This is a genomic window from Aliiroseovarius sediminis (assembly GCF_022678485.1).
Classification (GTDB): Bacteria; Pseudomonadota; Alphaproteobacteria; order Rhodobacterales; family Rhodobacteraceae; genus Aliiroseovarius; species Aliiroseovarius sediminis.
In genome coordinates, this window is sequence record NZ_JALBYP010000035.1 from 219701 (window position 1) to 240736 (window position 21036).

The following is a 21036-nucleotide window of genomic DNA, read 5'->3' on the forward strand; positions in this document are numbered from 1 at the left end:
CCTTTGCAAACTAAAGGCGCAAACGAATTAGTCAGCAGATCGCGAGGCGCTGGGTTCAGGGGCACCCAGCCCCCCCAACACTTTCAGGGGGCGCTTGACCGCTTGCGCAAGGCCCGGCCGTTTGGGTGCGGGGATCTGTTTTGACACCTCGACCATCAAAACGCCGCCTGCGGGGATCAGAGGCAACTGCACGCCAACGCGCTCCCAGAAATTACCGGTCTTCAGCCAAAACCGCTTGGACGAGGGTGGCTGATGCAGCGCCGACAGATGACGTTCGACGCGAAAACCATTTTCTTTCAACAACCCCTCAAGCTGGGTCAGCGTATAGGGACGACCATAACCGAAGGGTGTCGCGTCCGATCTGGCCCACAGCCCAGCGCGATTCGGTGTAATAAACAACGCACGGCCACCGGGGCCAAGCACACGGTAAGCTTCTTGCAGCATAATGGCCGGGGTCTCGGATGTTTCAAGCCCGTGCATCACCACAAGTTTGTCCACCACGCCGGTATCCAGCGGCCACGCCGTATCCTCGACCAAGACCGAGACATTCTTCATCCCTGCTGGCCAAGCCATCACCCCTTGCGGGGCCGGCATCAGCCCCAGCACCCTGCGCGCCGACGTCAAATATGGCCGCAAAAGGGGAACGGCAAAACCAAAGCCCGCAACCGTCTGCCCCTTAGTTCGTGCAGGCTGCCACATCTCGACCACCTTATCACGAATGGCCTTTTGCGCCGCACGCCCCAGCATACTGCGATAATAGAAGTTTCGAAGATCCTGCACATCAAGATGCATGATACTTTCCGCCGCCTGCCCGGTTTCGATGGTCAAAGACTATCTGATCATTTTCAAATTGGAATGCGCGGCGCTCAGAAATCGTTCGCGCCGACGTTTTTTCAAACGTCGGACCGCGCCAAGTGCGACCGCGTCTGGCGCATCACCAATGCCAAATTATTCGCTGGCATCTCGATCAAATCGACACGCGTCAGTCCGGCGTCGGCGGCCCACGTCTCGACTGCTTCGATGTCTTTATAGCCGGCACCTGGGTTTTGGTCGGTCAGGGATGCATGAAAGACGCGGTCCCCGTCCGACCGAAACGCGCCACCGATACGAAAGGGGCCATACAAAAACCAATGGCCGGAAGGCGACAGATTGCGCGCCACCCCATTGATGACCGCCTGCGCGGCTTGGATATCAATCAAGTGCATTAAGTTTACCGTCATCACCATCGCGAACGGGCCGGTACGCCAACTGGGGGCGGTTGCATCCAAAACCTGCGCAACGCGCATGTTTTGCGCGCCTTTGTGCGCCCGCCACGCATCAATACTGATCAAACGTTCCGCGTCGATATCGGTGGGTTGCCAGATCGTATCGGGGAATGCCCGCGCCATGGCGACCGCATGTTCGCCAGTGCCTGATGCAATCTCAAGCGCGACGCCACGGGGGGGGACAAAGGGTCTTATCGCTGACAGGATCGGTGCCAGATTACGCGCCGCCGATGGCGCAAACAATCGCCCATCATCTTGCCCTTCCGCCGTTGGATGCGGCAGTTCTTGTGCCATATCAGCCCCCCAGACTGCCTGCAGTATTGAGCCTTGACCCCGTTTGGGCAAGAGTAGAGATGAAAACCGGAGAAACACATGCTTACCTTGGTCACAATCCCCTGCCTAACCGACAACTATGCCTTCCTGTTGCATGACAAGGAAACCGGGCGCACCGCGCTGATCGACGCACCCGAAGCGGCTCCGATTCTGGCCGAAATATCGACGCGCGGCTGGGAACTTTCGGATATCTGGCTGACCCATCATCACCCGGACCATATTCAGGGCGTCGCCGACGTCGTCACGGCAACTGGTGCGCGGGTGATTGGCGCCAAGGCCGATGCCCATCGCCTGCCCGATCTGGCCCTTGCCTGCGACGATGGCGACAACTTCGACTTTGCGGGGCATGACGTACATGTAATGGATGTATCCGGCCACACCATTGGCCACATCGCCTTTCACGTACCCGATGCGGACGTGGTCTTTACCGGCGATAGCCTGATGGCGTTGGGATGCGGGCGCTTGTTTGAGGGTTCCCCTGATCAGATGTGGGCCAGCCTTTCCCGGCTTTCGGCACTACCAGCGGACACCTTGGTCTGCTCTGGCCATGAATATACGGCTTCAAATGCCGCCTTTGCCGCCACGATAGAACCTGAAAACGACGCTTTGAAACAGCGGATGGACGACATCACGAAGCTGCGCGATGCCGGTCAGCCCACGGTGCCATCGCGTCTGACTGACGAACTTGCAACCAATCCTTTTCTGCGCGCCCACTTGTCCGACGTGAAAGCCGCCCTACATATGGAAGCCGCCACCGATACCGACGTGTTTGCCGAAATTCGGCGCCGCAAAGATAATTTCTGACAGTCAAATTCGATCAATCACGCCTGCGAGAGCGAAAATTGACAAGAAAAGGCTTGAAGAAGCGGCCGGAAAACCGAACTTTAATTATATGAGGCGACGGTAAAGGCGGCGAACCGCCACGCGGCAGATCCCGCACTAATTACGAGGAGTGTTCAACGTGCCATCTTTCTCAAAACCGCTCGAAGAAGCCATTCACCACGCATTGGCGTTGGCGAATGAGCGCAAGCACGAGCTGGCAACGCTGGAACACCTGCTTCTCGCGCTGCTGGACGAACCCGATGCTGCCCGCGTGATGCAGGCCTGCTCGGTCGATCTGGACGTGCTGCGCAAAGTTCTGGTCGAATTCATCGACGACGAACTGACCACGTTGATCACTGATCTCGAAGGCAGCGAGGCCGTGCCGACCGCCGCCTTCCAACGGGTCATTCAACGCGCCGCCATACATGTTCAAAGCTCTGGCCGGACCGAGGTCACAGGCGCCAACGTGTTGGTCGCGATCTTTGCCGAACGCGAATCAAATGCCGCCTTCTTCCTGCAAGAGCAGGACATGACACGCTATGACGCGGTAAACTACATCGCCCACGGTGTGGCGAAAGACTCAAGCTTCGGTGAAGCTCGCCCGATCTCTGGTACGCCGGATTTTGAAGAGGACGTGCAAGACGCCCAGCCTGCCGAAGAAAACGACAGCGCGCTGGCGAAATACTGCGTCGATCTGAACGCGAAAGCCCGTGAGGGCGAAATCGACCCCCTGATCGGTCGCGCCCACGAGGTTGAGCGCTGCATCCAGGTGCTGTGCCGCCGCCGCAAGAACAACCCGCTTCTGGTAGGCGATCCCGGCGTGGGCAAGACCGCAATTGCTGAAGGTCTGGCGGCCAAGATCGTCGGCGGTGAAACACCCGAAATCCTGTCGGAAACGACGATCTATTCGCTGGATATGGGCGCGCTTCTGGCGGGCACCCGATATCGTGGTGACTTCGAAGAGCGTCTGAAGGCGGTGATGAAAGAGCTAGAGGATCATCCCGACGCAGTTCTCTTCATTGACGAGATTCACACCGTGATTGGCGCCGGGGCCACATCGGGCGGGGCGATGGATGCCTCGAACCTTCTGAAGCCCGCGCTTCAGGGTGGCAAGCTGCGGTGCATGGGCTCGACCACCTATAAGGAGTTCCGCCAGCATTTCGAAAAGGATCGCGCGCTTAGCCGCCGGTTCCAGAAGATCGACATCAACGAACCGACCGTCGATGATGCGGTGAAGATTCTGAAAGGTCTGAAACCCTATTTCGAAGATCACCACAGCGTTAAATACACCGCGGATGCGATCAAAAGCGCGGTGGAGCTTTCTGATCGCTATGTCAATGATCGCAAACTGCCCGACAAGGCCATTGATGTGATTGACGAAGCCGGGGCTGCACAGCACCTTCTTGCACAAAGCAAGCGGAAGAAGACCATCGGCGTCAAAGATATCGAAGCGGTCGTGGCCAAGATCGCCCGCATTCCTCCGAAAAGCGTATCGAAAGACGATGCAGAAACTCTGCGCGATCTTGAGAAATCGCTTAAACGCGTCGTGTTTGGGCAGGACACGGCGATCGAATCGCTGGCTTCAGCCATCAAGCTGGCGCGCGCGGGATTGCGCGAACCCGAAAAGCCCATCGGTAACTACCTGTTTGCCGGTCCCACGGGTGTTGGCAAGACCGAGGTTGCCAAGCAGTTGGCCGACAATCTAGGGGTCGAGCTTCTGCGCTTTGACATGTCCGAATACATGGAAAAGCACGCAGTTTCACGCCTTATCGGTGCCCCTCCGGGCTATGTCGGCTTTGATCAGGGTGGTCTGCTGACTGATGGCGTTGATCAACATCCCCACTGTGTGCTGCTTCTGGACGAAATCGAGAAAGCACACCCGGATGTTTACAACATCTTGTTGCAGGTGATGGATAATGGCGAGTTGACGGACCACAACGGGCGCACCGTCAGCTTTCGCAACGTGGTCTTGATCATGACCTCGAACGCGGGTGCTGCGGAATTGGCCAAATCAGCCATCGGCTTCGGTCGCGACCGTCGCGAAGGCGAAGACACCGCCGCGATCGAACGCACCTTCACGCCGGAATTCCGCAACCGTCTGGATGCAGTCATCAGCTTCGCACCACTCGGCAAAGAAGTGATTCTGCAAGTGGTCGAGAAATTCGTACTGCAACTTGAAGCCCAGCTTCTGGATCGCGGCGTCAGCATCGAACTGACACGCGCCGCAGCCGAATGGATTGCTGAAAAAGGCTATGACGATCGGATGGGCGCCCGCCCCTTGGCGCGCGTCATTCAGGAACACATCAAGAAACCGCTGGCGGAAGAACTGCTGTTTGGCAAGCTGTCTAAAGGCGGTCTGGTGCAGGTGAGTGTGAAGAACGGCAAGCTGGATTTGCAGATGGACAAGCCAAAAGACCCGCAGTTGGGATCGCGCAAACGCCCACCGCTTCTGACAGCCGACTGACGGCACCTGAAATGAACGACAAATAAGGATCGCGAACGTCCTCCAAGCCCCTTATCGGATGTGTTGAAAGGCCTCGGCAAGCAGTCGGGGCCTTTCGTTCGTTATCTGCCGGCTCCGCTACTGGGCACAGGGACTGCGGGAAACCTTCGATCAGTCTCGCTGATCACCGCGTTTCCGTAGTCGGACCTGCCTTTCTGGTTCCTCATCACACCACACAAGCAAAGAACTATGGCAGGTTTTTATCATCCAAGGCCTTCTGGAAAGACTGCCGGTTGATGAGCGCACGAAGATGGCCCAATTTCTCGTGTCCTAGGCCAAGCGCAATCTTTCCACGGTCCATTCCCAAATCCAGCGTGAAGAGCTGAGTATGAAGCTGATCAAATCCTCCGGGACAGTTGGCGAAGATCGGCCTCAACCGCCGAAGAGATCACGTTCGCAGATATTTCACTTGGCAGCCCTATTCCATTGCCGGGGTCGTTTCGTGTCGCGTGATCCCATCCAGTTGTGATGAAAGCAAAGATTTCGATGATACTGACCAGCGTTACGGGCATTTAGCGGAAGTGCCAGTCTACGGTCCCGCCATTCGCACTCGGTGTCGAGAGTGGACGTGGAGCAGGATGAACGTTGCTTCGGATCATGTAGAAATAGCTGTCGACGCTCAGAGGGGTGCCAATGCACATCAACAGCGCGCATCGCTCGATCGAAATATCCGGCCGATCCGACTTGAGATCAATGACACGGTAGAGTTCTGACTTGGTGTGATAAGGCCAATCAAATGGCGCGGCACGCGGTCGCCACGCAAGCCGCCTCAAGATCTCGCTGTCGAACTTCGAAACCATGCTGCGAAGCATCAGTGAGGGGGCGAATTGATGGATGTCCTGCCGCACGAAGCCGCTTTCGTGAGGCAACCGAAGGCCGAGATCAACAGCCGCAAGACCCTCGCAAACGATCTCGGCCCCAGCGGTGACCTTATCGAGGTATTTCTTGAACTCGGACCCCGTCCAGAAACGCTCATGGCACCACCAGCAGTGGCCTTTTGCCAGATATCATTGGCCGCCATATCCACTTTGATCTTCGCCATATCGCCCGAGGATCGAACCGGAGTTGCCCAAGGGCGATGAAGCCCGAACTGCGTGCGCAATGCAGAGGTGCTGCACGGCTAGCGACGTGCGCCTCTTGCGGTCGGGCCGGCCACCGTGTCTCTTCCAGTCATCATCTTGAAGATTACCGGCCTGGTGGTCGGTGACCTGCCGAATTCGATTACAGAGGGAATCCAACTCTTGGTAGACGCCAGGTGGCGCAACATCGGCAATCTCAATGATCCTCGATAGAGAGGTTCCGTGAACTAGAAGGTTCCGGATCTGCCCCGTCTTGGCTTGCCGCCGATGATTGCGTGCTGGATATCCGAGGGCAAACGTAGATCGACACCACGTGCGGGCGTAGCGCTGATGCCAGGCCTTGGTCCGTCAGTCTTCCCGCAAAGATCGCGCCGCTTCTCGGCGGTCTTGCCGTGCAAGACGCACTGCGCATTCCGGTAAGAGCCCACATCTACGCCGACAAACCGTAGTTGAATGCGTCCTTTCAGGGCTATTGCAGATGTTCCGCACGACGGACTTCACCCGACACGTCCTTGATGGGTTCGTTCAAGTCGCGTTTCTAAGGATAAGGTTGACCGCAATGTGACCAACCGAAGTAGTTTCGCCATCACATCTGGCAAAGAGGCTTGGGCAGCCTCTTTGCCTTCCATTCCATGAGTGGCCTCAGCGTTCGGTGAGTTTCAACTCGATTCGTCGGTTTTGCGCGCGGGCTTCGGGCGTGTCGGCGGTGGTCACAGGACGATATTCGCCAAAGCCTGTCGCCGCCAGACGGTCGGGCGGGAAGCCCAGATCGTTGATCATGTATTCCACTACCGACAAAGCGCGCGCTTGGCTCAACTCCCAGTTGTTGCGGAATCGTCCGGTGCCGGACAGGGGCACATCGTCGGTATGGCCATCGACACGAATGATCCAATCCACCTCGTCCGGAATCTCGTCGGCCACATCTGACAGAAGCGCCGCGACATTGGCAACCTGCGCGCGCCCCTGAGGTTGCAGGGTCGCATCGGCGCTGGTGAACAGCACCTCGGACGAGAACACAAAACGGTCGCCCACGATCTGCACACCTTCGCGATCACCAAGCACCTGTTTCAGCTTTCCGAAGAACTCGGACCGATAGGCGGCAAGCTCTTTCGCTTCGGCCTCCAGTCGTTTGCGTTCAGCCTCCTCTAACGCAGCGCGCTTACGTTCCTCTGCCGCCGCCCGGGCCAACGCCGCGTTCAATTCCGCGCCCAGTTTCTGAATTTGCACCTGCGCCGCCAGATCGCGCGCCTGTCCATCATCCAGAATTGCCTGCAGGCTTCCCAACTGCGTGCGCAGCGCCGCGACCTGTTCATTCAACAGCGCGATCTTGCGTTGGCTTTCCGCGCTTGCCGCCTGCTCTTCGGCCAGGGCCGCATTTGCCTCGGCCAACAGACGCGCGCGTTCTTCGGCCTTGGTCAGCGTTTCATCGGCCATGTTCTCGGCTTTCAGGCGCGCGGCCAACGCGGCCATCAACTCCTCCTCCAGATCAGCATTTTCGGCAACCTGACTGCGCTGTTCATCAAGCTGCGTCAAAGCCGAGGCCAGACGTTCTTCCAGATCAACCCCTGCCGCCCGTGCCGCCGCCAACAAGGTCAACGTGTCTTCAGCGCGCTTGCGTTCTGCCTCCAGCGCCAAGGTCATGGCGGTCAATTCGTCATCCGCGGTCCTGAGCCGCTCGCGCAGCGCCGCTGCGGCGGCCGCCTCCGCAACGCGGGCGGCTTCTTCTTCGTCCAACGCCGCAGCGCGCTCGTCGGCCTTGGTTTCCAGATCGGCGACCAACGCCTCAAGCGCCTCGCGCCGGGCGGCGGCCAACCGGGCCGCCTCGGCGTTCGCGTCCACCTCGCCCCGTGCTTTGGCCAGCGCCAAGGTCAGCGCCTCTTGCTCGGATATCATCCGCTCTTGCGCCGTCTCAAGTTCCTTGACCGTGGCTGACAGGGCGGATCCCTCGGCCAACGCCTGATCGCGTTCGGCCAGAAGGGTCGCAACCTGCGCTTCGAAACTGGTGATCTTCGCAGCCTGCTGGGCCAAGTCATCCGCCTGCGCTTCGGTCTGCGCTCTAAGTTGCGCGATCAGCGCCGTCTGCGCGTCAGATGCCGCGCGCGCCTCGGCCAATGTTGCATTCAACGTGCCCAATTCATCCTGCAACGCGGCGCTGCGCGATCGTTCCAAACCCAGCGCATCGGCCAATCCCGCGACTTGGCTGGACAACTCGTCCAGTTTGTCTGCCTGTCCCGAAATGGTCTCACGCAAGATGAACTGGACAATCATGAAGATCGTCAGGACGAACATCAGAACCAGCAAAAGCGCGGTCATTGCGTCAACGAAGCCCGGCCAGATCGAGCCGCTCATCCGTTGCACCGATCGACGGGTCAATGCCATGCGTCAGCCCTCGTCCTGGCCCGAGGCGACGCGGATCGAATGAATCAGCGTCGCCATATCGCCACGCAGATCCGCAAGGCTTTCCTGTCGTCCCGCCTGCATTTCTTCCAGAATGCGCAACAACTGCACGTCGATCGACCGCAAACGCATACGGCTTTCCGCATCGGGTTCTTGCTCGGCCTCGTCGCGTTGCACTTGCAAGGTTGCGATCAGCCGTTCTTGCCCCTCGGCCAGCCGTGTCAGCGCCTCGCCCACCCCCGCATCGCGCCCCAGATGGGTCGAGACAGCGTCCAGCTTTTCGGCAAGCTGGCCAAGCCGATCATCCAGCATCGCGCGCTGCACGTCGGTATGAGTGAACAGCGATTGCATGGCTTCGATCTGTTCCGCCAACACGCCCAGATAGACGCTGACCCCGGCTTCGTCCGTGTCCCCATCACCCGAAGCAAAGCTAATCCGGGTGAACGACGACAGCCATTCCTCTAGCTCGCGATAGAATCGGTTTTGGCCATGGCCTGCGAACAGTTCCAGCAGCCCCACCACCAGCGACCCCGCCAGCCCCAGAAGCGACGACGAAAACGCCGTGCCCATGCCGCCCAATTGCGCCTCAAGCCCTGTCATCAAGCGGTTGAATACCGTGACCCCGCCTTCGCCTTCGCCGGGGGCAAGTGACCGTATCGTTTCGACCACGGCAGGAACCGTTGTCGCCAACCCATAAAACGTGCCCAGAAGGCCCAAGAAAATCAGGAGGTTGACGATGTATCGCGTAATATCCCGCGCCTCGTCGATACGGGTGGCGACACTGTCCAGAATAGACCGCGATGACGAGGAACCAATCTGTAACTGCGCCTTACGGTTCGATCGCAAAAGTGCGGCCAACGGCGCCAAAAGGCGCGGTGAGCGCGCTGGGTCATGCCCGTCGCGATCCCGCACATAAGATTCGATCCAGCCCACGGACGAAAAAACCTGCCAGACCTGCCAGAAACAGGCTAGCAGCCCGATCACGAACACAAACAAGATGAACGCGTTTAAATATAGGTTGGCCTGAAACACCGGCATGACCCGCGGCAGGGCGATGAACACACCAAACCCGACCAGCCCAAGCACCACCAACATCAGAAAGATCTGGCGGATGGGATGTGTGAAAGACGGCTCGACCCCGTGTTTTTTGGGCGCAGTCAGCGTCCCGCGATCCGGATGATCCATGCGGGCAATTCCTTGTCGCCATTGTTGTTGCGCTCAGGATAGGGGCAACGGAAGCAGGTGCCAAGTGCTGTCTGACCGCTATTGTCCCGTCAGCGCGCGCACCTGTTGCGACAGCCAGCTAAGGTCTTTATCCTCGATGCCTAATTCGGTCAAATGGGTTGCCGTATTGAACAGATACTCGGTGTTCGGCCCACGCCCGCCGACCGCGCGCGCGATGATTTGCGCCTGCTCATCAAGATCGATCTGGCAATATTGCACGTGCACCGGGTCGATCACGTATGTCACCGCCTCGACCGCACGGCCATCGCGAAGCGACACAGTCAACCGTTTTTCGAGATAGGCCGATGATACGAGCTCGCGTTCGCGCAGATCAGCAAGCGTCTTGTCATAGCTTTTGGGACACGCGCGAAACGCCAGACCCTGACAATGCGCGCCGTTCATCTTGTCCAGCGCCAGCACAAGGCCGGGGGTGTCTTCTGTGCCGCGATGATGGATGGACCTCATGCAAAAGCTACGGTGATAGTCGGGCAAGCTCGCCACAACCGCCTCGGTGTGATCGAAACCGGGGTTCCACATCAACGAACCATATCCAAAGACCCAAAGATCCTGCGTGCTCATTTCACTCGCTCTTCATCATTTGTCGCGTTAGATACCCCAATAACAACGCAGGCGGGCAAGAGGAAAGAGTGATGCGTAAATTGATCGTGATTGCCCTTCTTCTGGCGGGACTGTGGGGCGGATATTGGTTCATTGGCGCGAAAGCGACCGAACGGGCGTTTGCCGGCTGGATTGCCGCGCGGCAAGCCGACGGCTGGGTCGCCGAGGTCGATGACCTGACGACACAGGGCTTCCCCAACCGGTTCGATACGATCTTCACGGGGCTGGAATTGGCTGACCCGGACACCGGCCTGTCATGGATCGCGCCTGAATTTCAGATTCTCGCACTGTCATACAAGCCTCATCACGTGATCGCGGCTTGGCCAGGCACGCAAATCATCGCAACCCCACTGCAACGGATCGAGGTGTCAGGCCGCGATCTGAAAGGTTCGATACTGGTCGCACCAACGCCCGCGCTGACCTTGCAGCGCAGCTCCATCGTGCTTGAAGGCGTCAATCTATCCTCCTCGGCTGGCTGGACCTCGGGGTTGGAGCGTGGACAATTCGCAACCCGGCAGCTCGATAGCGGCCAAAACCGTCACGAAGTGCACTTCGAAGCCGTCAATCTGACCCCTGCCTTGTCCTTCGTACAATCCAAGGACGAAGATGACTTGCTGCCACCGGTGTTCGAAGGGGTCACCCTGAAGGCAAATGTGGATTTCACCGCCCCTTGGAACCGTGCCGCGATTGAAGAGGCGCGCCCTCAAATCACCCATATCGACCTGACCGAGTTCAAAGCGAAATGGGGCGAACTGGAATTGTGGCTGGCCGGTGCCGTGGACGTAGATGATCAAGGCATCCCCACGGGGAACATCACCGTCAAAGCCCGAAATTGGCACCAGATGATCGAGGTCGCTCGCGCGTCCGGCGCGCTTGCCCCCAGCCTTGTGTCCACCGTCACAGGCGCGTTGCAGTTCGTGGCAGGGCTTTCGGGGGACGAAGAAACCTTGGATGTCCCCCTGCGTCTGTCAGGCGGAACGATGTTTCTTGGCCCCATCCCCATTGGTACAGCGCCCGTCATTGTCATCCGCTAACGCCGCGCCTCTGGCTTGCACCCGTTTCTTCTGGCCTTAAATATCCCGGGGGGAATGCGCGAAGCGCAGGGGGGCAGCGCCCCGATCAACGGCAGTACGCCCCACTACGATAACGGGCTGTGTCCAGATGCAGATGATCCTTGTGATATCTGTCGGCATTGGGCCCAAGCACCGTGCCAAACGGCCCGCATGCCGCCTTGTGCATTTTTTTAAGCACCTTGCCCTGCACCGGATCACGCCAGCCTTTCAAAACCGAGATATCGGCCCCACTTTTCAACCGAATGGCTGCGATATCAATTGCGCGTCCCCGACCATGTTCGCTGATCTTCGCACCCGCCTTGCCGTTGCGGGTGCGGCACGCGTAATGGGCGACCACACGCAACGACGAGGGGCCTCCGCCAAGACGCCCTACTGCCGGAACAACGCCCTGGCGCACCCATGTATTCAGCGCCTTCGCCGTGGTGCAGTCCATCAACGCGGGTTGGCTGAGTTTGACACCTGACACCTCGGTAACGCGCACCGGATCGGACACGCCGCAGCCGCGTATCCGGCCCACAATTGCGGAGATGTTCTGGCCCTTGATTTCGTTCACCCCGCAGATCCGGCCTCGACGTCCCGAGGACGCGGGTGTCGGCGTTGCTGCGGCGATCTTTTGCGTAAACCCGCGGGGGCGATCTTTGGGGCGAAGTGACTGACGCACAGCAAGAGCGGTTGGCAGGATTTTCACAACTGATGTCGGAACGGTTTCTGGCACTGCCCTTTGTACCATCGGGCGCGGTTCAGGTCGAAACGACGTATCCGGCGGCGCAGCAACAGCCGCAAGGCCCAGTCCACTTCCCAGCAGACAGCCAATCAGGCCCTTGACGAAACCACCACTCTTGTCAAAAACCCTTGCCATTGCGGCCCCTTCTCTTTTGCACCTGCCCTGCGGCGGATCAATCAATCGTGCTTGCCGGACCGCCCGAAATCCGGCGCGTCCGTATCCTGCCCAGCTTCGATAATACCACGGCGGATCGCGCGGGTTCGAGTAAAATAATCATGAAGCACCTCGCCATCCCCGGTTCGGATGGCGCGTTGCAGGGCGAAAAGCTCTTCGGTGAAGCGGCCAAGAATCTCTAGCGTTGCATCCTTATTGGCTAGGAAAACATCACGCCACATGGTCGGGTCGGATGCCGCAATTCGCGTGAAATCGCGAAACCCAGCTGCGGAATACTTGATGACCTCACTGTCGGTCACACGCGACAAATCATCCGCGACCCCCACCATCGTATAGGCGATCAGGTGCGGCGTGTGGCTGGTCACGGACAAAACCAAGTCGTGATGGTCTGCATCCATGATGTCCACATTTGCCCCCAACCCCTGCCAAAACGCGGAAAGCCGGTCGGTGGCAGCGTGCGCAGCGCCATTGGGGACAAGTATGCACCAGCGATTGTCAAAAAGCTCGGCAAAACCGGCACGGGGGCCGCTGTGTTCGGTGCCTGCAAGCGGGTGTCCGGGAATGAAATGCGTGTGGTCGGGAAGATGCGGAGCGACCGCGTCGATCACCGCCCGTTTGACCGACCCGACATCGGTGACAGTCGCGTCGCGCTGAAGGCAAGGCCCGATTTCGGCGCCGACGGCTTCCATTGCGCCGACGGGCACGGCAAGAACGACAAGGTCAGCACCTTGAACTGCCTCGGCAGCCGTATCGACGACGCGATCACAGAAGCCGATTTCACGCGCGGTGTCTCGGGTGGCAGCCGACCGGGCGGTGCCGACAATCTCACCCGCCAGCCCTGCACGACGCATCGCATGTGCCATGGAAGACGCGATCAGCCCAAGCCCAATCAGCGCAACGCGATTATAAATCACGCTCATTACACGTCCCCTTCTTCACGCCGGTCCTCATCCAGCAGCATCAGCTTGGACCCCGGCGCACCGCCTTTGAAACGCCCGATCATATGCGCCACGCGGCGGCAGGACGCCTCGTCCCCAACCGTGATGCGAAGGCAGTGCGGCAGATCGTATCCCGCAACCATTCGCACGATGATCCCCTGTTCCTGCAGGAACGTATCGCACGCGGCGGCTTCGTCGGAATTGGCGAAGCGGGCCAGAATGAAGTTCGCGCACGAAGTGTCGGACGGCACGCCAAGCTCGGCCAATGCCTCGGCCAGCCATGCGCGCAACCGGGTATTCTCAGACAGACAGCGCGCCACGTGATCACGGTCACGCAGGGCGGCCTCGGCCGCAGCCTGCTGTGCCATCGACAGATTGAAGGGGCCACGGACGCGGTTCAACACGTCAATCACCGCGGCCGCGCCATAGCCCCAACCGATCCGAAGCCCACCCAGTCCATACATCTTAGAAAACGTGCGGGTCATGAACACATTGTCGTATTTTTCGACCAGCCGCGCGCCTCCGTCAAACCCGCCAACATATTCGGCATATGCCCCATCGAGTACCAGCAACACATGGTCCGGCAAAGCGCGCGCCAGCCGCGCCAGCTCAGCCTGGCTGACCATTGTGCCGGTGGGATTGCCCGGGTTGGCAATAAACACAAGGCTGGTTTGGTCGGTGACGGCGCCAAGCACTTCATCCACGTCGACCATCCGTTCACGTTCTGGAACGACGACGGGCGTCGCGCCCGCTGCCAACGCCGAAATCCTGTACATGGAAAATCCGTGCTGGGTATAAATCACCTCGGTCCCCGGACCAGCATAGCACTGACAGAGAAACGTTATGACCTCATCCGAGCCAACACCGCAGATGATACGATCAGGATCAAGCCCATGCAGATCACCGATCGCGGCGCGCAAGCTTGCGTGATCGGTGTTCGGATACCGATGTAAGTCATGTGCCGCCCGTTGAAACGCAACAATGGCATCGGGGCTTGGTCCGAACGGGTTTTCATTCGAGCTAAGTTTGATCACATTCGCCACGCCATTGACGCTGGACGCACCGCCCACATAGGGCTTGATCTGCATGATCCCGGGTTGTGGTTCGATCTTGGTCATAACATAGCCCCCCTCACAGGCTGATTTACAGAGGTCGCCGCCCCCAAGAAAGAGCGAATGCGTCCCGCGTTGAATTGCATCCGATGTTGCGGCTTCGCTGCACCTGCGCCGCCAGGGGGCGCAAAAAAGAAACCCGCCCAAGCTGACCTGGGCGGGTTTGCAAAACTCTGCGATGTCGTAAGACGGGCTTAGTTCTTCGCGTAGAATTCGACGACCAGGTTCGGTTCCATCATCACCGGATACGGCACGTCAGACAGGCTGGGCGTGCGGGTGAAGGTGGCGGTCATTTTCGAATGGTCAACCTCGATATAATCCGGCACATCGCGTTCGGGCAGCTGCACAGCCTCAAGCACAACGGCCAGCTGCTTCGAGCGGTCGCGGACTTCGATGACGTCGCCTTCCTGCACACGGTAGGAGGGGATGTTCACCTTCTTGCCGTTCACCTTGACGTGGCCGTGGTTCACAAACTGGCGGGCGGCAAAGACTGTCGGCACGAACTTGGCGCGATAAACGATGGCGTCCAGACGGCGTTCCAGCAGGCCAATCAGGTTTTCACCGGTGTCGCCTTTGACACGCTCGGCTTCACCATAGACGCGGCGGAATTGTTTCTCGGTCAGGTCGCCATAGTAGCCTTTCAGCTTCTGTTTGGCGCGCAGCTGCAGGCCGAAATCCGACAGTTTACCCTTGCGGCGCTGGCCATGCTGGCCGGGGCCGTATTCGCGGCGGTTGACGGGGGATTTGGGGCGACCCCAAATGTTTTCGCCCATGCGGCGGTCAATTTTGTACTTGGCAGCGGTGCGTTTGGTCACGGCTGTTCTCCTTCAGCAAAGTATCGAAGGGCGTTGTCCTTTGGCCGAAGCCCGACAGGCATCCCCTTGCGGGGGCCACCAACACCAATGAAAACCGGCCCCTTACGGGACCGGATTTGCGGCTTATAGCGCCGTGAGTGATGGTGTCAACGTCTGTCTTGCTTTGCACGCGCCGTTTTCAGCGCATCGCAGCGGTCTGCACACTCGAATGCCCGCGCCGCACCCGTTTGGCATAAACCAGACGCGCAAAGTTCAGTTGCGGAAACATGCGGAATAGTCGGCTGCGCTGTGCGGGATCAACCATCGCCAAGTCGGCATTGGCCGGGTGAAAACTTTCGGTCTGCACGCCGTTGGCCCACACAATCTCATGATTTTCCAGAAGCACGTGGTAGTAGACAGCTTCAGGCAGGGTATAGTCGACCACGACCCGGCGTTCATCTACCAGATCACGGGCCGAGATCAGAACCTCGTCTTCATTGAACATCTCACGTGCCCGCTTGCCGTTCAGCAAGATTTGATGCCGCCCCGAAACAATCAGGTCTGAATCCGGCTGCCCCGACCGGACAGCCCCCGCCCGCAGCCGGATTGGCCGTTTGTCCGGCGCTGCAAAAAGCTGCGTACCTGTGATTCTCTGACACCCAATCCACAACACCTTTTGGGTGCCACTATCACGGGTCAGAATGGTCTCACCTTCGCGCAAATTTTCGACACGGACATCTCCGCTTTGACCGCGTAGGCGCGTGCCGGGGGTCAAACAGACAACCCCTGCGGGTTGTTCGACCAGCATATTCTTGGCGCTTGGCGTCATGCAGGCGCGCACCACCTGAAGGTCTGTATCAGCCGGAGGCACCTCGCCGACAAACATCAAGAGTGTTTGATCCCCGACGCCCTCTATCAAGGTGACGACATAGCCGGCATGACCATCCGTTACCTCGAACCCCATGTTCAATGCCTGACCGTCAACCGAATGGGACCCCAGAGGTTGCGTGGGATTGACCGCCGCCCTGACCATTTGGTGCACACAAAACGCCATCCGCCGGCGTTCGTCCTGTTCCTCGCTTGCTTTCTCAAGCTCGCGCAACTCGCGCGGTCCGTCGACGCGTAACGGGGACCCCGTCCAGCGCCAAATCGAACCAACACCAAGGGACTCCACCGATGCCTTCGGCAATCCGTCCACTTCTGTCTGCGACCAAGAGATGACAAACGTGCCTTCAAAGCCCGTTTCCATGCTCGATAACCTGCCATTTTTCTTTTTTATTACCCAAACGCTAGCATGGGTGATTCGGATTGTTAAGAAAATTGTCACGTTACCGCCCCCCTGCCCGACCTGTGCGCGATCAAAACGCAACACACGGCTTGGCTGCGCACAATTGCAAAGGCGCGCGGCAAGACGTATGGGGTTTATAATACCCCCAACGGAGCGCACGCCATGCCCGTCATCACCGAGATTGAAGACCTGCGCCGCATCTATAAACGGCGGGTTCCAAAGATGTTCTATGACTATGTCGAAAGCGGCAGTTGGTCCCAGCAAACCTTCCGCGAAAACAGCTCGGATTTCGACAAGCTGTATTTTCGTCAACGGGTCGCGGTGGACATGGACAACCGGTCGACAAACACGACCATGATCGGCCAAGATGTGGCAATGCCGGTGGCACTGGCGCCGGTCGGCTTGACCGGGATGCAATGCGCAGATGGCGAGATCAAGGCCGCTCGTGCCGCCGAGAAATTTGGCGTGCCCTTTACCCTATCCACAATGTCGATCTGCTCAATAGAAGATGTGGCCGAGCATACCAGCGCACCCTTTTGGTTTCAGGTTTACACGCTGAAAGACAAGACTTTTATGCAGCGGCTGTTTGACCGCGCGCGCGCTGCTAATTGTTCAGCCATTGTGATCACGGTCGATCTGCAGGTGCTGGGCCAGCGTCATAAGGATATTAAAAACGGCCTGTCCGCCCCGCCCAAGTTGACGGCCAAATCCGTCGCCAACATGATGACCAAGGTGCGATGGGGTATGGAAATGCTGGGCACCAAGCGCCGGTTTTTCGGCAATATCGTTGGACATGCGGAAGGCGTCGATGATCCATCGTCCCTCAGCGAATGGACCGCGCAGGCGTTCGACCCTTCTTTGGATTGGGACCGCATCCGCGAATTCAAAAAAATGTGGGGCGGCCCGATGATCATCAAGGGCATTGTCGAACCGGAAGACGCAATCAAAGCCGCAAACGCTGGCGCCGACGCGATCATCGTATCCAACCACGGGGGGCGCCAATTGGATGGAGCGCTAAGCTCGATCCGCGCGTTGCCGGCGATCATAGACGCCGTCGGCGACCGGGTCGAGGTCCACCTCGACAGCGGTATCCGTTCAGGTCAAGACGCCCTGAAGGCGATCGCAATGGGGGCCAAGGGCACCTATATCGGGCGGGCATTTACCTATGGGCTGGGCGCCATGGGCGAAGACGGCGTGACCAAGTCGCTTGAGATCATCCACAAAGAAATGGATGTATCCATGGCGCTGTGTGGACATACCGACATCAACACTGTCGACCGCTCCATTCTTCATATTCCGACAGGGTTTTCAGGCAACTGGGAAGAGTGACCGCACCAGTCAGAAATAACTCCGCACCAAGGCGCCGGAAATCAACGTCCAGCCATCGGCGACCACAAAAAACGCCAGCTTGAATGGCAGCGAGACGATCGCGGGAGGAACCATCATCATCCCCATCGACATCAGGATCGCCGCAACGACCAAGTCGATGACCAGAAATGGCAGGAAAACCAAGAAACCGATCTGAAAGGCGCGCTCGACCTCGGACAGCAAAAACGAAGGGACAAGCAACGACAACGGAGCCTCGTTGCTTATTATCGTGTCCGTCGTCTGTTCCCGCAACGCCGCCAGATGGCTGAAGGTTTCAGGGTCAACACGAGCCGCCATGAACACACGAAACGGATCAATCGCCGCCATGAACGCAGGTTCTAGGTCCAAGGTGCCCGTAGAGAACGGTTTGCCACCCTGCATCCATGCCTCGACAAAAACCGGTTCCATGATGAAGTAAGTCAAGAACAATGCAAGGCTGATGATCAGCATATTGGGCGGTGACTGCTGCAACCCGATGGCCTGGCGCAAAATCGACAATACGGTCACGATAAACGGAAAACACGTGATCATTATGGCCAGTCCCGGCGCAAGGCTTAGCACCGTAAGAAGTACGAAAACCTGTATCGTGCGGGTGGCAAGCCCACCCTGCTCATCGCCCAGCGACAACGTGATATCCTGCGCGCTGGCCACGCCAGCCGTAGCAATGACAATCATCACGACCAGCGCAAAAGCGACCGCCAAGCTGATCGGTTTCATCTGCACGCCGTGCCTCACAATCCGGTTTTAAGATCGGCAATCTCGGTCAAGCGGACGGCCAAACGACCTTGCGCATCGCCCTCCATCTCTTCCAACTCGCCACGCCCGATTAGTTTGTCGCCAATGTAAAGCTCGACCGGATCTTCTATACGCTTGTCCAGCGGCAAGATCGTATCCTGCGAAAGATCGAGCAGTTCCTGAACCGTAGGCCGTGCGCGTCCAACCGAGATCGTAATCTCGATCGGGACCTGCACGAATGGGTTGTTCGCTTTGGGTGTGTCATGCTCAGTTGGTAGGTCAACCATGGTCGAATGCCTTCTCATTGATGTCATAAAGGGCCGAAACTGCATCCTTGATGCGCGCCAGCGCCGACGTCAGGTCGACGCATCGTTCAGATGTCGCCGAACGCAGGAAAACCTGTCCGTCGGGCAATGTGTCGTCCTCAAAGATCTGAAGCGGCGTGGCGTTCACGCGTGCCATGAGGTGGTTAAGGGCCGGTCGACTGCCCTTCGACACGCGCACCTCAATCGGTGTATCGGCGGCTTGTGCGGCTAGTGGCATAATCTCGTCGTTGATCACATGGCCCAGCGCCTCTTGTATGACCTCCGGCAGCAGCGTGTCGACGATGGCGCGCAGCAGTGGCTCAAGCGAGCCAAGAACATGGCTTCGCGCTTCGTGGAAAGTGAAGCCCAAGTCTTCCAAATTGCGGGCGAATTCGGCTTCGATCCGTTCCTTATCCTCGCCTGCTTCTTTTACGGCGTCATCCCAACCGGCACTATATCCCGCCTCGTACGACGCCAGCCGTATCGCCTCCAGTTCGTCATCGGCGAGCTGGTGCACACCGGACTGCGGTGACGAGGCGTTGACTCGATCAAAATCCTCTAATGCCACGAGTTTGTTCATCGAGTCGCCTCTTCGTCGTCTTCCATCCAACCGCGCAGAATTTCGACAGTATCTGATTGCCGTTCCGCAATCAGATTACGCAACCGTTCGACAGGATCAGGACCGGTGATATCGGTTTGGTCGGGTGATATGACCTCCGCATTTGGTGCGGCGCCCAGCAAGACCGGAAAATCTGTCGGTGCATTCTGGCCAGGCTTCGGCAACCCGGCGGTATCGGTATTCGCGGCAACATCTTCAGAGGGTCCGGGCAGTGCCCCCGCCGCCGCCTCACTTTCGGTAACTCGCGGTGCCGCAAAAATAGGACGCAGCACGAAAAGACCAAGCACAAGGGTGACGATCGCCAAAACCGCCATTTGGACAAGCGACATAACGTCAATCGCCATACCGGAGAGAATCCCGCTTGCGGGGCTGGAACCCAATGCGGGAACGGGTTCAAATTGCAACGATTTGATGGTGATCTGGTCGCCCCGTGCCTCGTTATACCCAACCGCCCCGGCAACCAGCTCGCGCAGGTTTGTCAATTCGTCCTCAGCTCGGGGTGTCCACACCTCGTTGCCCGCGCCGTCTGTCGTTCTAATGCCGTCGATCAAAACAGCGACAGTCAGACGCTTGACAGCGCCCGGGGTCGTCACCACCTCGCGTGTCGTCTCTGACACTTCATAGTTGATACGCTCGCGCGTCTCGGAGGTGTTGGACGACGAATTTCCAGCGCCCCCCGCATCCCCATCCGGAAGATTGGAGGCGACGGTCACACCTGCACTTTCGCTATCTTTTGCAGAATTCGACGTCTCAAGCGTGTCTGTGGAAACAGCCACCCGGGCTTCCGGATCAAATCGGCGTTCGCGAATTGACTCCTGCTCGGTGGCGGTTTCAAGGTTCAGCTCGACCACCGCATTCCCAAAGCCAACGCGCGCCTCCAGCAACCGTTCGACATTCTGTTTCAGCATCATGGCGCGGTCCGACGAAAGGTTATTCAGGTCAGCCTTTTCATCCCCGCTGGCGATCAGCCCGCCCCGGCTGTCAATAATCGATACGCGATCAGGCGACAGGCCGGGGACCGCAGAGGCCACTAGAAATTTCAACGCCGTCGCCTGGGATGACGGCAGGGTGCCGCTGGCCGTCGTGACCGTAACCGAAGCCGCAGGCTGATTGCGAACACGAAATTGCTGGGACGGTGTATTGGCAATGTGCACACGCGCATTTTGGATCAACGGACTTGCGACGATCGTGCGCGCCAATTCGCCTTCTTTCGCACGCCAGTAGGCCGCATCAAACATCTGAGATGTGGTCCCAAATCCGCTGAGACCGTCCAGCAGTTCATATCCTTTCGCGCCATTGGCTGGCAGGCCTTCGCTGGCCAAGGTCATGCGCAGGCTGTCGCGCTGGGCCGTATCAACAAAAATCGACCCGCCGCGTATCTCATATTGCACACCCCGTGCCTCAAGCGCGTTGACGACATCCCCCGCCGCCCCGCTTTCCAAGCCGGCATACAGCAAAATCATTTGCGGCGACGACGCCATGCGGGACAATCCGATTACCGCCACGAACATGGCGATGGTGGATGCCACCACAATCAGACGTTTCCGCATATCCAAACTGGCCCATACCGAGGCGATTTGCTGCACGACGCAACTCCTTTAACCGAGCGGGCTTCTGCCCCCGTCACAAACCGACTCTTCACTGAACGGGCTTAATAATTGGTTA

General features: G+C 58.6%; 19 protein-coding genes. 5 read left to right on the plus strand and 14 right to left on the minus strand.

Annotated elements, in window-relative coordinates:
* Positions 1–27: 27 nt before the first annotated feature.
* Positions 28–792: a class I SAM-dependent methyltransferase gene (locus MN186_RS12530; protein WP_242114980.1), complete on the minus strand. Its 765-nt coding sequence runs from the start codon at positions 790–792 to the stop codon at positions 28–30.
* A 101-nt stretch (positions 793–893) separates the two neighbouring features.
* Entirely contained in the window at positions 894–1559 is a 666-nt protein-coding gene (locus MN186_RS12535) for a DUF938 domain-containing protein (protein WP_242114704.1), read from the minus strand.
* A gap of 78 nt (positions 1560–1637) precedes the next feature.
* Between MN186_RS12535 and gloB the strand changes: the two genes are divergently transcribed.
* From gloB to MN186_RS12550, 3 genes are all read left to right on the plus strand, one after another.
* Positions 1638–2402, plus strand: a complete 765-nt coding sequence (gene gloB / locus MN186_RS12540; RefSeq protein WP_242114705.1) for a hydroxyacylglutathione hydrolase — start codon at positions 1638–1640, stop codon at positions 2400–2402.
* A gap of 157 nt (positions 2403–2559) precedes the next feature.
* Positions 2560–4884 (plus strand): ATP-dependent Clp protease ATP-binding subunit ClpA, encoded by a 2325-nt coding sequence (gene clpA / locus MN186_RS12545; RefSeq protein WP_242114706.1) that lies wholly within the window; start codon positions 2560–2562, stop codon positions 4882–4884.
* Positions 4885–5750: 866 nt separating this feature from the next.
* Positions 5751–6005 (plus strand): hypothetical protein, encoded by a 255-nt coding sequence (locus MN186_RS12550; protein WP_242114707.1) that lies wholly within the window; start codon positions 5751–5753, stop codon positions 6003–6005.
* Positions 6006–6644: 639 nt separating this feature from the next.
* Here MN186_RS12550 and MN186_RS12555 read toward each other — a convergent pair.
* From MN186_RS12555 to MN186_RS12565, 3 genes are all read right to left on the minus strand, one after another.
* Positions 6645–8381, minus strand: a complete 1737-nt coding sequence (locus tag MN186_RS12555) for a peptidoglycan -binding protein (protein WP_242114708.1) — start codon at positions 8379–8381, stop codon at positions 6645–6647.
* A 3-nt stretch (positions 8382–8384) separates the two neighbouring features.
* Positions 8385–9584, minus strand: coding sequence for a biopolymer transporter ExbB (locus tag MN186_RS12560; protein ID WP_242114709.1), 1200 nt, complete (start codon positions 9582–9584; stop codon positions 8385–8387).
* A gap of 78 nt (positions 9585–9662) precedes the next feature.
* Positions 9663–10202 carry a gamma-glutamylcyclotransferase gene (locus MN186_RS12565; protein ID WP_242114710.1) on the minus strand — a complete coding sequence of 180 codons (540 nt, stop codon included), beginning with the start codon at positions 10200–10202 and terminating at the stop codon, positions 9663–9665.
* 71 nt (positions 10203–10273) lie between these two features.
* On the opposite strand from MN186_RS12565, the gene MN186_RS12570 reads away from it, so the two are divergent.
* The gene (locus MN186_RS12570; RefSeq protein ID WP_242114711.1) at positions 10274–11275 is read left to right on the plus strand and encodes a DUF2125 domain-containing protein; all 1002 of its coding nucleotides are present in this window, start codon (positions 10274–10276) and stop codon (positions 11273–11275) included.
* Between the two features lie 85 nt (positions 11276–11360).
* Here MN186_RS12570 and MN186_RS12575 read toward each other — a convergent pair whose 3' ends face one another.
* The 5 genes from MN186_RS12575 to MN186_RS12595 all read right to left on the minus strand — a co-directional run bounded on the left by MN186_RS12575 (position 11361) and on the right by MN186_RS12595 (position 16305).
* The gene (locus tag MN186_RS12575) at positions 11361–12173 is read right to left on the minus strand and encodes an extensin-like domain-containing protein (protein ID WP_242114712.1); all 813 of its coding nucleotides are present in this window, start codon (positions 12171–12173) and stop codon (positions 11361–11363) included.
* 41 nt (positions 12174–12214) lie between these two features.
* On the minus strand, positions 12215–13132 hold the full coding sequence (locus tag MN186_RS12580) for a prephenate/arogenate dehydrogenase family protein (RefSeq protein ID WP_242114713.1): 918 nt from the start codon (positions 13130–13132) through the stop codon (positions 12215–12217).
* Positions 13132–14268: a histidinol-phosphate transaminase gene (gene hisC / locus MN186_RS12585; RefSeq protein ID WP_242114714.1), complete on the minus strand. Its 1137-nt coding sequence runs from the start codon at positions 14266–14268 to the stop codon at positions 13132–13134. Before hisC ends, MN186_RS12580 begins: the two co-directional genes overlap by 1 nt.
* A 188-nt stretch (positions 14269–14456) precedes the next feature.
* Entirely contained in the window at positions 14457–15077 is a 621-nt protein-coding gene (gene rpsD / locus MN186_RS12590) for a 30S ribosomal protein S4 (protein WP_242114715.1), read from the minus strand.
* A gap of 178 nt (positions 15078–15255) precedes the next feature.
* Positions 15256–16305: a Hint domain-containing protein gene (locus MN186_RS12595; protein ID WP_242114716.1), complete on the minus strand. Its 1050-nt coding sequence runs from the start codon at positions 16303–16305 to the stop codon at positions 15256–15258.
* 201 nt (positions 16306–16506) lie between these two features.
* Here MN186_RS12595 and MN186_RS12600 point away from each other — a divergent pair, with 201 nt between their 5' ends.
* Positions 16507–17673, plus strand: a complete 1167-nt coding sequence (locus tag MN186_RS12600; protein WP_242114717.1) for an alpha-hydroxy acid oxidase — start codon at positions 16507–16509, stop codon at positions 17671–17673.
* 9 nt (positions 17674–17682) lie between these two features.
* Here the strand turns inward: MN186_RS12600 and fliP are convergent, their stop codons facing one another.
* The 4 genes from fliP to fliF are packed head-to-tail and all read right to left on the minus strand — an operon-like array spanning position 17683 to position 20957.
* Positions 17683–18429: a flagellar type III secretion system pore protein FliP gene (fliP, locus tag MN186_RS12605; protein WP_420838934.1), complete on the minus strand. Its 747-nt coding sequence runs from the start codon at positions 18427–18429 to the stop codon at positions 17683–17685.
* Positions 18430–18443: 14 nt separating this feature from the next.
* Positions 18444–18734 carry a FliM/FliN family flagellar motor switch protein gene (locus MN186_RS12610; RefSeq protein ID WP_242114718.1) on the minus strand — a complete coding sequence of 97 codons (291 nt, stop codon included), beginning with the start codon at positions 18732–18734 and terminating at the stop codon, positions 18444–18446.
* Entirely contained in the window at positions 18727–19332 is a 606-nt protein-coding gene (locus tag MN186_RS12615; protein ID WP_242114719.1) for a FliH/SctL family protein, read from the minus strand. The genes MN186_RS12610 and MN186_RS12615 overlap by 8 nt, the downstream gene beginning before the upstream one ends.
* A complete protein-coding gene (fliF, locus tag MN186_RS12620) occupies positions 19329–20957 on the minus strand; it encodes a flagellar basal-body MS-ring/collar protein FliF (protein WP_242114720.1) in 1629 nt (542 codons plus the stop codon). The genes MN186_RS12615 and fliF overlap by 4 nt, the downstream gene beginning before the upstream one ends.
* Positions 20958–21036 lie beyond the last annotated feature (79 nt).

Bases quoted from the DNA above. Each gene is read 5' to 3' on its own strand.
- MN186_RS12530 (WP_242114980.1), bottom strand. From the start codon at position 792: ATGCATCTTGATGTGCAGGATCTTCGAAACTTCTATTATCGCAGTATG.
- MN186_RS12535 (WP_242114704.1), bottom strand. From the start codon at position 1,559: ATGGCACAAGAACTGCCGCATCCAACGGCGGAAGGGCAAGATGATGGG.
- gloB (WP_242114705.1), top strand. From the start codon at position 1,638: ATGCTTACCTTGGTCACAATCCCCTGCCTAACCGACAACTATGCCTTC.
- MN186_RS12555 (WP_242114708.1), bottom strand. From the start codon at position 8,381: ATGGCATTGACCCGTCGATCGGTGCAACGGATGAGCGGCTCGATCTGG.
- MN186_RS12560 (WP_242114709.1), bottom strand. From the start codon at position 9,584: ATGGATCATCCGGATCGCGGGACGCTGACTGCGCCCAAAAAACACGGG.
- MN186_RS12565 (WP_242114710.1), bottom strand. From the start codon at position 10,202: ATGAGCACGCAGGATCTTTGGGTCTTTGGATATGGTTCGTTGATGTGG.
- MN186_RS12570 (WP_242114711.1), top strand. From the start codon at position 10,274: ATGCGTAAATTGATCGTGATTGCCCTTCTTCTGGCGGGACTGTGGGGC.
- MN186_RS12575 (WP_242114712.1), bottom strand. From the start codon at position 12,173: ATGGCAAGGGTTTTTGACAAGAGTGGTGGTTTCGTCAAGGGCCTGATT.
- MN186_RS12580 (WP_242114713.1), bottom strand. From the start codon at position 13,132: ATGAGCGTGATTTATAATCGCGTTGCGCTGATTGGGCTTGGGCTGATC.
- hisC (WP_242114714.1), bottom strand. From the start codon at position 14,268: ATGACCAAGATCGAACCACAACCCGGGATCATGCAGATCAAGCCCTAT.
- MN186_RS12595 (WP_242114716.1), bottom strand. From the start codon at position 16,305: ATGGAAACGGGCTTTGAAGGCACGTTTGTCATCTCTTGGTCGCAGACA.
- MN186_RS12600 (WP_242114717.1), top strand. From the start codon at position 16,507: ATGCCCGTCATCACCGAGATTGAAGACCTGCGCCGCATCTATAAACGG.
- fliP (WP_420838934.1), bottom strand. From the start codon at position 18,429: ATGAAACCGATCAGCTTGGCGGTCGCTTTTGCGCTGGTCGTGATGATT.
- MN186_RS12610 (WP_242114718.1), bottom strand. From the start codon at position 18,734: ATGGTTGACCTACCAACTGAGCATGACACACCCAAAGCGAACAACCCA.
- MN186_RS12615 (WP_242114719.1), bottom strand. From the start codon at position 19,332: ATGAACAAACTCGTGGCATTAGAGGATTTTGATCGAGTCAACGCCTCG.